At 69.1% G+C, this 14,023-nt stretch carries 12 protein-coding genes; all 12 read left to right on the top strand.

What is annotated here, in order from left to right:
• The first annotated feature begins 3 nt into the window (after nt 1-3).
• The 12 genes from ACA361_RS05885 to rplB all read left to right on the top strand — a co-directional run bounded on the left by ACA361_RS05885 (nt 4) and on the right by rplB (nt 14,015).
• Nucleotides 4-3,876, top strand: a complete 3,873-nt coding sequence (locus ACA361_RS05885) for a DNA-directed RNA polymerase subunit beta' (protein ID WP_375010729.1) — start codon at nt 4-6, stop codon at nt 3,874-3,876.
• A gap of 232 nt (nt 3,877-4,108) precedes the next feature.
• Nucleotides 4,109-4,351 (top strand): hypothetical protein, encoded by a 243-nt coding sequence (locus tag ACA361_RS05880; protein WP_375010728.1) that lies wholly within the window; start codon nt 4,109-4,111, stop codon nt 4,349-4,351.
• Nucleotides 4,352-4,694: 343 nt separating this feature from the next.
• Nucleotides 4,695-6,335 (top strand): hypothetical protein, encoded by a 1,641-nt coding sequence (locus ACA361_RS05875; RefSeq protein ID WP_375010727.1) that lies wholly within the window; start codon nt 4,695-4,697, stop codon nt 6,333-6,335.
• A 538-nt stretch (nt 6,336-6,873) separates the two neighbouring features.
• Nucleotides 6,874-7,248: a 30S ribosomal protein S12 gene (gene rpsL, locus ACA361_RS05870; RefSeq protein WP_117398359.1), complete on the top strand. Its 375-nt coding sequence runs from the start codon at nt 6,874-6,876 to the stop codon at nt 7,246-7,248.
• 1 nt (nt 7,249) lies between these two features.
• Nucleotides 7,250-7,720 carry a 30S ribosomal protein S7 gene (gene rpsG / locus ACA361_RS05865; RefSeq protein ID WP_375010726.1) on the top strand — a complete coding sequence of 157 codons (471 nt, stop codon included), beginning with the start codon at nt 7,250-7,252 and terminating at the stop codon, nt 7,718-7,720.
• A gap of 43 nt (nt 7,721-7,763) precedes the next feature.
• Nucleotides 7,764-9,875 carry an elongation factor G gene (gene fusA, locus ACA361_RS05860; RefSeq protein WP_375010725.1) on the top strand — a complete coding sequence of 704 codons (2,112 nt, stop codon included), beginning with the start codon at nt 7,764-7,766 and terminating at the stop codon, nt 9,873-9,875.
• Nucleotides 9,876-9,953: 78 nt separating this feature from the next.
• Nucleotides 9,954-11,147, top strand: a complete 1,194-nt coding sequence (tuf, locus tag ACA361_RS05855; protein ID WP_375010724.1) for an elongation factor Tu — start codon at nt 9,954-9,956, stop codon at nt 11,145-11,147.
• 107 nt (nt 11,148-11,254) lie between these two features.
• Nucleotides 11,255-11,563: a 30S ribosomal protein S10 gene (gene rpsJ, locus ACA361_RS05850; RefSeq protein ID WP_018657599.1), complete on the top strand. Its 309-nt coding sequence runs from the start codon at nt 11,255-11,257 to the stop codon at nt 11,561-11,563.
• Between the two features lie 15 nt (nt 11,564-11,578).
• Complete coding sequence (gene rplC / locus ACA361_RS05845; RefSeq protein WP_366617570.1) at nt 11,579-12,229, top strand: 50S ribosomal protein L3; 651 nt, start codon at nt 11,579-11,581, stop codon at nt 12,227-12,229.
• Nucleotides 12,226-12,840, top strand: coding sequence for a 50S ribosomal protein L4 (gene rplD, locus ACA361_RS05840; RefSeq protein ID WP_375010723.1), 615 nt, complete (start codon nt 12,226-12,228; stop codon nt 12,838-12,840). Before rplC ends, rplD begins: the two co-directional genes overlap by 4 nt.
• On the top strand, nt 12,837-13,136 hold the full coding sequence (rplW, locus tag ACA361_RS05835) for a 50S ribosomal protein L23 (RefSeq protein WP_375010722.1): 300 nt from the start codon (nt 12,837-12,839) through the stop codon (nt 13,134-13,136). Before rplD ends, rplW begins: the two co-directional genes overlap by 4 nt.
• A gap of 45 nt (nt 13,137-13,181) precedes the next feature.
• The gene (gene rplB / locus ACA361_RS05830; protein ID WP_375010721.1) at nt 13,182-14,015 is read left to right on the top strand and encodes a 50S ribosomal protein L2; all 834 of its coding nucleotides are present in this window, start codon (nt 13,182-13,184) and stop codon (nt 14,013-14,015) included.
• Nucleotides 14,016-14,023 lie beyond the last annotated feature (8 nt).

Genomic DNA, 14,023 nt, shown 5'->3' with positions numbered 1-14,023 from the left:
CAGTTGCTTGACGTCAACTTCTTCGACGAGCTTCGCATCGGTCTGGCGACCGCCGACGACATCCGCCAGTGGTCGCACGGCGAGGTGAAGAAGCCGGAGACGATCAACTACCGGACCCTCAAGCCGGAGAAGGACGGGCTCTTCTGCGAGAAGATCTTCGGCCCGACCCGGGACTGGGAGTGCTACTGCGGTAAGTACAAGCGCGTCCGCTTCAAGGGCATCATCTGCGAGCGCTGCGGCGTCGAGGTGACCCGCGCCAAGGTGCGCCGTGAGCGGATGGGCCACATCGAGCTGGCCGCGCCCGTCACGCACATCTGGTACTTCAAGGGCGTGCCGAGCCGGCTCGGCTACCTGCTCGACCTGGCCCCGAAGGATCTCGAAAAGATCATCTACTTCGCGGCGTACATGATCACCAGCGTGGACGCGGAGCGGCGCGACCGCGACCTGCCCACGCTGGAGGCGCACATCTCGGTGGAGCGCCAGCAGATCGAGCAGGCCCGCGACGCGCAGGTCGAGGCCCGCCAGCAGAAGCTGGAGGGCGACCTCGCGGAGCTGGAGGAGGCCGGCGCGAAGGCCGACCAGAAGCGCAAGGTGCGCGACGGCGCCGAGCGGGAGATGAAGCAGCTGCGCGACCGCGCGCAGCGCGAGCTCGACCGCCTCGAAGAGGTCTGGAGCCGCTTCAAGAACCTCAAGGTCCAGGACCTCGAGGGCGACGAGCTGCTCTACCGCGAGATGCGGGACCGCTTCGGGAAGTACTTCGAGGGCGGCATGGGCGCCGCGGCCATCCAGGCCCGGCTGCAGAACTTCGACCTCGACGCCGAGGCCGAGAAGCTGCGCGACATCATCCGCACCGGCAAGGGCCAGAAGAAGGCCCGCGCCCTCAAGCGGCTGAAGGTCGTCTCGGCGTTCCTCAACACCCGCAACAGCCCGCTGGGCATGGTGCTCGACTGCATCCCGGTGATCCCGCCGGACCTGCGTCCGATGGTGCAGCTGGACGGCGGCCGCTTCGCGACCTCCGACCTGAACGACCTGTACCGCCGCGTGATCAACCGGAACAACCGGCTCAAGCGCCTGCTCGACCTGGGCGCGCCCGAGATCATCGTCAACAACGAGAAGCGGATGCTGCAGGAGGCCGTCGACGCGCTGTTCGACAACGGCCGCCGCGGCCGCCCGGTCACCGGTCCCGGTAACCGCCCGCTGAAGTCGCTGTCCGACATGCTCAAGGGCAAGCAGGGCCGCTTCCGGCAGAACCTGCTGGGCAAGCGCGTCGACTACTCCGGCCGTTCGGTCATCGTCGTCGGCCCGCAGCTCAAGCTGCACCAGTGCGGCCTGCCCAAGCAGATGGCGCTGGAGCTGTTCAAGCCGTTCGTGATGAAGCGGCTGGTCGACCTCAACCACGCGCAGAACATCAAGTCCGCCAAGCGGATGGTCGAGCGGGCCCGCCCGGTCGTGTGGGACGTGCTGGAAGAGGTCATCACCGAGCACCCCGTGCTGCTGAACCGCGCGCCGACCCTGCACCGGCTGGGCATCCAGGCGTTCGAGCCGCAGCTGGTCGAGGGCAAGGCCATCCAGATCCACCCGCTGGTCTGCACCGCCTTCAACGCCGACTTCGACGGCGACCAGATGGCGGTCCACCTGCCGCTGTCGGCGGAGGCGCAGGCCGAGGCCCGGATCCTGATGCTGTCCACCAACAACATCCTCAAGCCGTCGGACGGCAAGCCCGTCACCATGCCCACCCAGGACATGGTGATCGGCCTCTACTGGCTGACGACCGAGAAGGACGGCGCGCCGGGCGAGGGCCGGGCGTTCGGTTCGGTCGCCGAGGCCGTGATGGCCTACGACCGGGGCGAGCTCGACCTCCAGGCGAAGATCCAGATCCGGCTCAAGGACGTCCCGCCGCCGCGCGGCTGGCAGGCGCCCGAGGGCTACGAGCCCGGCCAGCCGTACCGGCTGGAGACCACGCTGGGCCGGTCGCTGTTCAACGAGACGCTGCCGAACGACTTCCCGTTCGTGAACTACGAGGTCGGCAAGAAGCAGCTCTCGGCGATCGTGAACGAGCTGGCCGAGACCTACCCCAAGGTCGAGGTCGCTAACGCGCTGGACGCCCTCAAGAGCACCGGTTTCCACTGGGCCACCCGGTCCGGGGTCACCATCTCGATCGAGGACGTCGTCGTACCGCCCAACAAGCAGACGATCCTGGGCGACTACGAGCGTCAGGCCGACAAGGTGCAGCGCGAGTTCAACCGCGGTCTGATCACCGACGACGAGCGCAAGCAGGAGCTCATCGAGATCTGGAACCACGCCACGGCGGACGTCGCCAAGGACATGGAGGCGGCCTTCCCCCGGACCAACCCGGTCTGGATGATGGTCAACTCCGGTGCCCGCGGCAACCCGCTGCAGATCCGGCAGATCGCCGGTATGCGCGGCCTGGTGTCCAACCCGAAGGGCGAGACCATCCCGCGGCCGATCAAGTCCTCGTTCCGCGAGGGCCTGTCGGTGGTCGAGTACTTCATCTCGACCCACGGTGCCCGTAAGGGCCTGGCCGACACCGCGCTCCGTACCGCCGACTCGGGCTACCTGACCCGGCGTCTGGTGGACGTCGCGCAGGACGTCATCGTGCGCGAGGAGGACTGCGGCACCGACCGCACGATCCCGTTCCGGGTGGCCGACCGGCTGGAGGACGGCTCGCTGGTCAAGCCGGCCACCTCGGAGACGAGCCTGGTGGGCCGGACCATCGCCGAGGAGGTCGTGGTCGACGGGACGGTCATCTTCCCGGCCGACACCGACCTGTCCGACTCGGTGGTCTCGCGCCTGGTCGAGGCCGGGGTCGAGGAGGTCCGGACCCGTTCGGCGCTGGTCTGCGAGGCCAAGATCGGTGTCTGCGCCGCCTGCTACGGCCGCTCGCTGGCCACCGGCAAGCGGGTGGACGTCGGCGAGGCCGTCGGCATCATCGCCGCGCAGTCCATCGGTGAGCCCGGCACCCAGCTGACGATGCGCACCTTCCACACCGGTGGTGTGGCCGGTGGCGACATCACGCACGGCCTGCCACGTGTCCAGGAGCTGTTCGAGGCCCGCATCCCCAAGGGCGTGGCCCCGATCAGCGAGGTGGCCGGCCGGGTCAAGATCGACGAGACGGAGAAGACCCGCAAGGTCGTCATCGTCCCGGACGACGGCTCGGACGAGATCGCCTACCAGGTGCCGATGCGGTCCCGCCTGCTGGTCAAGGAGGGGCAGCCCGTCACGGTGGGTCAGCAGCTCATCGCGGGTGCGATCAACCCGCACGAGGTGCTGCGCATCCTCGGCCCGCGCGCCGTGCAGCTCCACCTGGTCCAGGAGGTCCAGGAGGTCTACCGGTCGCAGGGCGTGTCGATCCACGACAAGCACATCGAGATCATCGTCCGCCAGATGCTCAAGCGGGTGAACATCCTCGAGTCGGGCGACACCGAGCTGCTGCCGGGCGACCTGGTCGAGCGTCCCCTCTTCGAGGAGACCAACCGCAACGTGGTCGCAGAGGGCGGGGTGCCCGCCGCGGGCCGTCCGGTCCTCATGGGCATCACCAAGGCGTCGCTGGCCACCGAGTCCTGGCTGTCCGCCGCCTCCTTCCAGGAGACGACGCGGGTGCTGACCGAGGCGGCCATGCACGCCAAGAGCGACCCGCTGCTGGGCCTCAAGGAGAACGTCATCATCGGTAAGCTCATCCCGGCGGGTACCGGCATGCCGCAGTACCGCAACGTCCGGGTGGAGCCCACCGAGGAGGCGAAGGCCGCCGTCTACAGCGTCGGCTCGTACGACGACGGCGCCGAGTACGCCTTCGGCCAGGGGTCCGGCGAGGCCGTCCCGCTGGAGGAGTACGACTTCGGCCAGTACAACCGCTGATCGGGCGGTAGCGCCGAGGGCTAGCGCGCAGAGGGGCCCCTTCCGAGCCAGTCTCGGGAGGGGCCTCTCCCTTTGCCGGGGTGCCGCGTCCGGGGGCGGCCGCGCCGTATGACCTGAGCTTTATCTCCTTTTATTACCTTTTGTTGCGTCTTGCCGGAGTAGGGAGGGGTATGGCCGTTCCCGTTGGCTAACGTGCACGACGGAGACGCAAGAGAACCGGGGGAGAAGCCAGATGAAGAGGGTCATGACCGGAGTGCTGCTGACCGCCGTCCTCGGGATCGGCGGGGCGGGCGCCGCGAGCGCGGCCCAGCCGTCCGGAGACGGGACCGCGCGCCAGGACTGCCGCACGTACTCGGGGGTCACCCAGTGCGGCCAGCCCCAGCTCACCGAGAAGCAGCGCGGCTGCGTCACCGCGGCCGTGAACCAGGGCATGACCGAGCGCCGCGCGACGGTGGAGTGCACCGCCCTCCCGTGACCCCGCCGCACACGCTTCAAGGGCCCGTTCCCCCAGGAACGGGCCCTTTTCGCGCCCGCGGGCGACCGTGCCAAACCCGGCGGGCGTCCCGCCCGATGCCGGGTCACTCCTGAGTCACGGTGGTGTTCGCGGGTCGCGCCGCGACTCGTGGGGGCGGATGATTTGCGATACCACCGACGATCGGGGCAGGCTTGGGGACGAAAGTCCCCAGCGTGGCGACGTCGCCGGGCGGGGGTGAGGCATAGGTCCCGGAGACCGCGTTATGCGCCGCGCGTCTCCGGGCGTACGGGCACGGGCCCGGGGGTGCGAACACCCGGGACGACGGCGCTGAAGGAGCCCGACGATGACCGAAAAAGACGGCACGCAGGGCCCGCAGTGGCCGTTGCCTGACGACAACGAAGCCGCCGGCGAGCAGGGCGCTCAGCCGGAGCAGAACGACCCGCCGGCGCGGCCGCTCGGCGACCGCACGGTGGTGTTCGGGGCGCCCCAGCTGGGCGGCCAGCCTCCGGCCCCGCCCCAGCAGCAGCCGCAGCAGTCCCAGCCGCCGCAGGCGCCGCGCGAGGAGCGGCCCGCGCCGCCCCCGCCGCCGCCCACGATGATCGAGCCGATCCCGGTGCAGCCGCAGGCCGAGCAGCCCGAGCCGCCGCAGCCGCAGTACGGGGCGCCGCAGGAGCCGCAGCAGCCGTACGGGCAGCAGCCCCCGGCACCCGGCATCTACGACCCGCCCGCGCCCGCGTACGAGCAGCAGCAGCCCCAGCAGGGGTACGGGCAGCCGGGCGAGCAGCAGCAGTACCCGCAGCAGGGGTACGGCCAGCAGCAGGGCTACGGCCGGCCCGGCGAGCCCCAGCAGCAGTACGGGCAGCCGCAGCAGGGGTACGGGCAGCAGCAGGACTTCGGCCAGCAGCAGGGCTACGCGCAGCCGGAGCAGCCGCAGTACGGGCAGCCCGGCGAGCAGCAGCAGTACCCTCAGGAGCCCCAGCACGGCTTCGGGCAGCAGCAGCCGCCCGCGACCCCCGCCTTCGAGTCGCAGGCCGGGTACGGGCAGCACGCGCGGTCCCAGGGCGCACCGGAGACGGCCGAGCAGCCGCAGCAGCCGGGCGAGCCGGAGGTGTCGGGCGACCGGACGCTGATCGTGCCGGGGCCGGGGACCGGGGTGCCCGCGGCCGAACCGCCCAAGCCCGCCATCGACGACCAGGCGACGCTGCACTGGTCGCCCGGGACCGACGTCCCAGTGGCGACCGGGCCGGAGCGCAAGCCCGCCGAGCCCCCGGCCGAGCCGTGGCAGGCGCCGACCCCGCCGGCGACGCCCGAGCCGTGGCAGCCGGAGGGCCAGGGCGGCGGACAGGGCGGCCAGGTTGACGGCGAGCGCACGCTGATGGTGCCGCCGCCCGACTCCGGGTACGGCGCCGCCTCGTCCGGGCAGGAGCCGCAGCCGTTCGGGCAGGACCAGGGCTTCGGTGCCCCGGCCCCGCAGGGCGAGGACGCCCAGTCGACGCAGGCGTTCGACCCCTCGGCGCACCAGGGGCAGGCCGGCGGCGACGCGCCGGCCAACCCGGACCAGACCCGGCTGGACATGGGGCAGCAGCAGTGGGGCGCGCAGGCCCAGCAGCAGCCGCAGCAGGGCTACGGGCAGCCGCAGGACTTCGGCCAGCCGGGCCAGGGCTACGGCCAGCAGCATGGCCAGCCGGGTCAGCAGGGCTATGGCCAGCACGGCCAGCAGGGCGGCCAGCAGTTCGGGCAGCAGCAGGCGTACGGCCAGCCGGGCCAGCAGCAGTTCGGCCAGCCCGGTGAGCAGCAGCAGTTCGGGCAGCAGCCGCAGCAGGGCTACGGCCAGCAGGGGCAGCAGTACGGCCAGCAGTACGGGGCCCAGGGCGGGCAGCAGCCCGCGGCCAAGGGCGGCAAGAAGAACATGCTGCTGATGGTCGCCGGCGTGGTGGCCCTGGTGGTCATCATCGCGGTGCTGGTCATCGCGTTCGTGCTCTGATCCGCACGCCGGATCCGTACCGCCGGGTCGGGGAAGATCCAAGAGTTCGCCAGATCTTCCCCAACCCGGCGGGGCCGGGGCATGATAAGGGCGGGGCGTTCACCCGTGCGCCGGGGAACTCCCGCCGCCGTCCGGCCGTTTTTCGCCGAAAGAGTCCCACCGCGGCGCTACGATCTTGCGCTGGAGGCCCCCGGCGCGATAGAGGGGTGCTCGCTTTGCACACCCCGCGGGGCTGAGGTAATCTCTTTCTTCGTGCCCGCTGTAATGCGGGCCGCTCTGCGTGCGCGCGGGCTATCGGTCCACCTCGGGTGGCGGTTTCGCGTCGCGCCAAACTCCCCGGCTTGATTCGGCCCTTCTGGGCCGGGCGGTGGTGTGCGGCTCTCAGGGAGAGCGCGACACGCCCGACCGCGTGGGTCGGAGAGGTCGGGAAACCGGCAGGTCACAGCCGCGCAAGTGGTGGTGATGACGGGTCTCGCGTAATCGGGACTCATCCAGAACAGAGACTTACCGGCTCGGTACGAGGGAAGACGGAGACGCGGTGCCCACGATCCAGCAGCTGGTCCGAAAGGGCCGCCAGGACAAGGTGACCAAGAACAAGACGCCTGCGCTCAAGGGCAGCCCCCAGCGCCGGGGTGTTTGCACGCGCGTCTACACCACGACGCCCAAGAAGCCCAATTCGGCGCTCCGCAAGGTCGCCCGTGTCCGGCTGTCCAGCGGCATCGAGGTGACGGCCTACATCCCCGGCGTCGGCCACAACCTGCAGGAGCACTCGATCGTGCTCGTGCGCGGCGGCCGTGTGAAGGACCTCCCGGGCGTCCGGTACAAGATCATTCGCGGCACGCTGGACACCCAGGGCGTCCGGAACCGCAAGCAGGGACGCAGCCACTACGGCGCGAAGAAGGAGAAGAGCTGACATGCCGCGCAAGGGCCCCGCTGGCAAGCGCCAGCTGATCGCTGACCCGGTGTACAACTCGCCGCTGGTCACCGCGCTGGTCAACAAGATTCTCCTGGACGGCAAGCGGTCCATCGCGCAGAGCATCGTGTACGACGCGCTCGAGGGGTGCCGCGAGAAGACCGGCAACGACCCGGTCGTCACGCTGAAGCGCGCGCTCGACAACGTGAAGCCCACCCTGGAGGTCCGCAGCCGCCGTGTCGGTGGCGCGACCTACCAGGTCCCGGTGGAGGTGCGGCCGGCCCGCAGCACCACCCTCGCGCTCCGGTGGCTGGTGGTGTACGCCCGCCAGCGCCGCGAGAAGACCATGACCGAGCGCCTCATGAACGAGCTGCTCGACGCCAGCAACGGCCTCGGCGCCTCCGTCAAGAAGCGCGAGGACACGCACAAGATGGCGGAGTCCAACAAGGCCTTCGCCCACTACCGCTGGTAACCCCGGCGGGTACTGAACGACGACGAGACGACGCGAGGACACAGTGGCTACCAAAACCGGTGTAGACCTGGCCAAGGTCCGCAACATCGGGATCATGGCCCATATCGACGCGGGCAAGACCACGACGACCGAGCGCATCCTGTACTACACCGGGATGAGCTACAAGATCGGCGAGGTCCACGACGGCGCGGCGACCATGGACTGGATGGAGCAGGAGCAGGAGCGGGGGATCACCATCACCTCCGCCGCCACCACCTGTGAATGGCCGGTCGCCGACGTCAAGCACACCATCAACATCATCGACACCCCCGGGCACGTCGACTTCACCGTCGAGGTGGAGCGCAACCTGCGGGTGCTCGACGGCGCGGTCGCCGTCTTCGACGGTGTCGCCGGTGTGGAGCCGCAGTCCGAGACCGTGTGGCGCCAGGCCGACCGGTACGGCGTGCCCCGCATGTGCTTCGTCAACAAGCTCGACCGGGTCGGCGCGGAGTTCCACCGCTGCGTCGACATGATCCGGGACCGGCTCAACGCGACCCCGCTGGTGCTGCAGCTGCCGATCGGCGCCGAGGCCGACTTCAAGGGCGTCATCGACCTGGTGACGATGAAGGCCCTCATCTGGAACGAAGAGGCCAAGCTCGGCGAGATGTACGACACCGTCGACATCCCCGACACGCACGCCGACGCCGCCCGCGAGTGGCACGACAAGCTGGTCGAGACGCTCGCCGAGAACGACGACGAGATCATGGAGCTGTACCTGGAGGGCACCGAGCCCACCGTGGACCAGCTCTACGCCGGCATCCGCCGCGCGACGATCGCCGCCAACCTCACCCCGGTCACCTGCGGCACCGCGTTCAAGAACAAGGGCGTGCAGCCCCTGCTGGACGCGATCGTCCGCTACCTGCCCTCCCCGCTGGACGTCGAGGCCATCGAGGGCCACGCGGTCCGCGACGAGGAGAAGGTGCTGACCCGCAAGCCGAGCGAGGACGAGCCGTTCTCCGCCCTGGCCTTCAAGATCGCCAGCGACCCGCACCTGGGCAAGCTGACGTTCGTGCGGATCTACTCCGGCGTGCTGGAGTCCGGCACCCAGGTGATGAACTCCGTCAAGGAGCGCAAGGAGCGCATCGGCAAGATCTACCGGATGCACGCCAACAAGCGCACCGAGATCGAGCGCGCGGGTGCCGGCGACATCGTCGCGGTGATGGGCCTCAAGCAGACCACCACCGGCGAGACGCTGTCCGACGACAAGGCGCCGATCGTGCTGGAGTCGATGAACTTCCCGGCGCCGGTGATCCACGTCGCGATCGAGCCCAAGACCAAGGCCGACCAGCAGAAGCTGGGCACCGCGATCCAGCGGCTGGCCGAGGAGGACCCGTCCTTCACGGTCCGGACCGAGGAGGACACCGGCCAGACCGTGATCTCCGGCATGGGCGAGCTCCACCTGGAGATCCTCGTCGACCGGATGAAGCGCGAGTTCAAGGTCGAGGCCAACGTCGGCAAGCCGCAGGTGGCGTACCGCGAGACGATCACCAAGAAGGTCGAGAAGGTCGAGTACACCCACAAGAAGCAGACGGGTGGCTCGGGCCAGTTCGGCCGCGTGATCATCGACCTGGAGCCGATCGGCGGCGGGTCCGACGGGTACGAGTTCGTCAACAAGGTCACCGGTGGCCGTATCCCGCGGGAGTACATCCCGTCGGTGGACACCGGGTGCCAGGAGGCCGCCGAGTTCGGCGTGCTGGCCGGGTACCCGATGGTGGGTGTCAAGGTCACCCTGCAGGACGGCGCCTACCACGAGGTCGACTCCTCGGAGATGGCGTTCAAGGTCGCCGGTTCCATGGCGTTCAAGGAGGCCGCGCGCCGCGCGGGCGCCACGCTTCTGGAGCCGATGATGGCCGTCGAGGTCACCACGCCCGAGGACAACATGGGCGACGTGATCGGTGACCTCAACAGCCGGCGCGGTCAGGTCCAGTCGATGGACGAGCGCTCGGGGATGCGGGTCGTCAAGGCCCTCGTGCCCCTTTCGGAGATGTTCGGCTACGTGGGTGATCTGCGCAGCAAGACCCAGGGCCGGGCTGTTTTCACCATGCAGTTCGACTCCTACGCCGAGGTTCCCGGAAACGTCGCGCAGGAGATCATCGCCAAGGCTCGGGGCGAATAGCTCCCGGCCTGCCCCAGATCACCAGCCAGCACACGAAGCGGCCGCTAGCCGGCCGAGGATCGCAACAAGGAGCAACCAGTGGCGAAGGCCAAGTTCGAGCGGACCAAGCCGCACGTGAACATCGGCACCATCGGTCACATCGACCACGGTAAGACCACCCTTACCGCGGCGATCACCAAGGTGCTCCACGACCAGCACCCGGACCTCAACCCCTTCACGCCGTTCGAGGACATCGACAAGGCGCCGGAGGAGCGCGAGCGCGGTATCACCATCTCCATCGCGCACGTGGAGTACCAGACCGAGGCCCGGCACTACGCGCACGTGGACTGCCCCGGTCACGCGGACTACATCAAGAACATGATCACCGGTGCGGCGCAGATGGACGGCGCCATCCTGGTGGTCGCCGCGACCGACGGCCCGATGCCGCAGACCAAGGAGCACGTGCTCCTGGCCCGCCAGGTCGGCGTTCCGTACATCGTCGTCGCGCTGAACAAGTGCGACATGGTGGACGACGAGGAGATCCTGGAGCTCGTCGAGCTCGAGGTCCGCGAGCTGCTGTCCGAGTACGAGTTCCCGGGCGACGACGTCCCGGTCGTCAAGGTGTCCGCCTTCCAGGCGCTGCAGGGCGACGCCAAGTGGGGCGAGTCGATCGTCGAGCTGATGAACGCCGTCGACGAGAGCGTGCCGGAGCCGACGCGTGACATCGACAAGCCGTTCCTGATGCCGATCGAGGACGTCTTCTCGATCACCGGCCGCGGCACGGTCGTCACCGGCCGCGTCGAGCGCGGTGTCGTGAACGTCAACGAGACCGTCGACATCATCGGCATCAAGAACGAGAAGACCACGACCACCGTCACCGGTGTCGAGATGTTCCGCAAGCTGCTCGACCAGGGCCAGGCGGGCGACAACGTCGGCCTGCTCCTGCGCGGCATCAAGCGCGAGGACGTCGAGCGCGGCCAGTGCGTCATCAAGCCGGGCACCACCACCCCGCACACCGAGTTCGAGGCGCAGGTCTACATCCTGTCCAAGGACGAGGGCGGCCGGCACACGCCGTTCTTCAACAACTACCGTCCGCAGTTCTACTTCCGGACCACCGACGTGACCGGCGTGGTGAACCTCCCCGAGGGCACCGAGATGGTCATGCCGAGCGACAACACCGAGATGCGCGTCGAGCTGATCCAGCCCGTCGCCATGGAGGAGGGCCTGAAGTTCGCCATCCGCGAGGGTGGCCGGACCGTCGGCTCGGGTCGCGTCACGAAGATCATCAAGTAGGACTCCCTCGCTGATACGGCGGCCCGACCTCCTGCGGGCAGGCGGGCCGCCGTATCGCGATCGAAGAAGTAACCAGCGGCACTACAGCAAAGGACACCGAGGCCACCATGGCGGGACAGAAGATCCGCATCCGGCTCAAGGCCTACGACCACGAGGTCATCGACACCTCCGCGAAGAAGATCGTTGAGACGGTGACGCGGACGGGCGCCAAGGTCGCGGGCCCGGTGCCGCTGCCGACCGAGAAGAACGTGTACTGCGTCATCCGCTCGCCGCACAAGTACAAGGACAGCCGCGAGCACTTCGAGATGCGCACGCACAAGCGGCTGATCGACATCATCGATCCCACGCCCAAGACGGTCGACTCGCTCATGCGGCTCGACCTTCCGGCCGGCGTTGACATCGAGATCAAGCTCTAAGGGACGCACCGAGAGATGAGTAAGCAGAGGAAGGGCGTCCTGGGCGAGAAGCTCGGCATGACCCAGGTCTTCGACGATGAGGGCCGGATCGTTCCGGTGACCGTCGTCCAGGCCGGGCCGTGTGTCGTGACCCAGCTCCGCACCCAGGAGAGCGACGGATACACCGCCGTCCAGATCGGGTACGGGCAGATCGACCCGCGCAAGGTGAACAAGCCGCGCACGGGTCACTTCGAGAAGGCCGGCGTGACGCCGCGCCGCTACCTCGTCGAACTGCGGGCCGACGACACCACCGGGTACGAACTCGGCCAGGAGATCACCGTCGAGGTCTTCGAGGCCGGCCAGAAGATCGACGTCACCGGCACGAGCAAGGGCAAGGGCACCGCGGGCGTCATGAAGCGCCACGGCTTCGCCGGCCTGGGCGCCTCCCACGGCACCCAGCGCAAGCACCGCTCGCCGGGCTCGATCGGCGGCTGCGCGACCCCTGGTCGCGTCTTCAAGGGCCTGCGCATGGCGGGGCGGCACGGCAACGCCCGCACCACCGTGCAGAACCTGACCGTTCACGCCATCGACACGGACAAGAACCTGCTGCTCATCAAGGGCGCGGTTCCCGGTCCGAACGGTGGCGTGGTGCTGGTCCGCGACGCTGTGAAGGGAGCGGGCAAGTGACGACCAAGCTCGACATCGATCTGCCTGCGGACATCTTCGACGCGAAGACCAGCGTCCCGCTGATCCACCAGGTCGTGGTGGCGCAGGAGGCCGCGGCTCGGCAGGGCACGCACTCCACCAAGACCCGGGGCGAGGTCTCCGGCGGTGGCAAGAAGCCGTACCGGCAGAAGGGCACCGGCCGGGCCCGCCAGGGTTCGACCCGGGCGCCGCAGTTCGCCGGCGGTGGCACCGTGCACGGTCCCCAGCCGCGGGACTACAGCCAGCGGACGCCCAAGAAGATGAAGGCCGCCGCGCTGCGCGGCGCCCTGTCGGACCGGGCGCGCTACGGGCTCGTCCACGTGGTCGACAACCTCATCGAGGGCGACACCCCGAAGACGAAGGACGCGCTGGCGGCGCTCCGCACGGTCACCGAGGCCCGGCGGGTCCTGGTGGTCCTCGACCGCGAGGACGAGGTCACCTGGAAGAGCCTGCGCAACGTGGCCGAGGTGCACGTCATCGTCTCCGACCAGCTCAACACCTACGACGTGCTGGTGAACCACGACGTCGTCTTCACCAAGGCCGCCTACGACGAGTTCGTGGCGCGCGCCGGCAAGAAGGAGCGGGCGAAGTGAGCAAGATCGCGGACCCCCGGGACGTCATCATCGCGCCGGTCGTCTCGGAGAAGAGCTACGGGCTTCTCGACGAGAACAAGTACACGTTCGTCGTCGCGCCCGACGCCAACAAGACGCAGATCAAGCAGGCCGTCGAGGAGGTGTTCAACGTCAAGGTGACGAACGTGAACACCCTCAACCGGCCGGGCAAGCGCAAGCGCACCCGGTTCGGCTACGGCAAGCGCAAGGACACCAAGCGCGCCATCGTCAGCCTGGCCGAGGGCGAGCGGATCGACATCTTCGGCGGCCCGGCGTAAGGCCGGGAGACCGACCGAAGAGTTAGTAAGGGATGAACGAAAAAGATGGGCATCCGTAAGTACAAGCCGACGACTCCGGGTCGTCGCGGGTCCAGCGTGGCCGACTTCGTGGAGGTCACGCGCCGCGAGCCCGAGAAGTCGCTGCTGCGTCCGCTCCCCAAGAAGGGCGGCCGCAACAACCACGGCCGCATCACCACGCGTCACCAGGGCGGCGGGCACAAGCGCGCCTACCGGGTGATCGACTTCCGGCGGCACGACAAGGACGGCGTGCCGGCGAAGGTCGCGCACATCGAGTACGACCCCAACCGCACCGCGCGCATCGCGCTGCTGCACTACGCCGACGGCGAGAAGCGCTACATCCTCGCGCCGACCGGCCTCAAGCAGGGCGACCGGGTGGAGAACGGCCCGGGTTCGGACATCAAGCCGGGCAACTGCCTGCCGCTGCGCAACATCCCGACCGGTACGGTCGTGCACGCCATCGAGCTGCGGCCCGGCGGCGGCGCCAAGCTGGCCCGTTCCGCGGGCGCCGGCGTCCAGCTGCTGGCCAAGGAGGGCAAGTACGCCACGCTGCGCATGCCCTCCGGCGAGATGCGGATGGTCGACGTGCGCTGCCGCGCGACGGTCGGCTCCGTGGGGAACGCCGAGCAGTCGAACATCAACTGGGGCAAGGCCGGCCGTATGCGGTGGAAGGGCAAGCGCCCCACCGTCCGCGGTGTGGCCATGAACCCGATCGACCACCCGCACGGTGGTGGTGAGGGCAAGACCTCCGGTGGCCGGCACCCGGTGAACCCGAACGGCAAGAAGGAAGGCCGTACTCGCCAGGCGAACAAGTCGAGCGACCGGCTGATCGTCCGTCGTCGCAGCAAGAAGAAGCGGTAGGAGTCGCT

It is taken from the genome of Actinomadura sp. 21ATH (assembly GCF_041951345.1).
GTDB lineage: Bacteria > Actinomycetota > Actinomycetes > Streptosporangiales > Streptosporangiaceae > Spirillospora.
The sequence above is the reverse complement of the archived record's forward strand: the minus strand, read 5'-3'. Positions and strand labels throughout refer to the sequence as shown.

Excerpts from the sequence above, each read along its gene's own strand:
- ACA361_RS05880 (WP_375010728.1), top strand. The coding sequence starts at position 4,109 with ATGAAGAGGGTCATGACCGGAGTGCTGCTGACCGCCGTCCTCGGGATC.
- ACA361_RS05875 (WP_375010727.1), top strand. The coding sequence starts at position 4,695 with ATGACCGAAAAAGACGGCACGCAGGGCCCGCAGTGGCCGTTGCCTGAC.
- rpsG (WP_375010726.1), top strand. The coding sequence starts at position 7,250 with ATGCCGCGCAAGGGCCCCGCTGGCAAGCGCCAGCTGATCGCTGACCCG.
- rpsJ (WP_018657599.1), top strand. The coding sequence starts at position 11,255 with ATGGCGGGACAGAAGATCCGCATCCGGCTCAAGGCCTACGACCACGAG.
- rplC (WP_366617570.1), top strand. The coding sequence starts at position 11,579 with ATGAGTAAGCAGAGGAAGGGCGTCCTGGGCGAGAAGCTCGGCATGACC.
- rplB (WP_375010721.1), top strand. The coding sequence starts at position 13,182 with ATGGGCATCCGTAAGTACAAGCCGACGACTCCGGGTCGTCGCGGGTCC.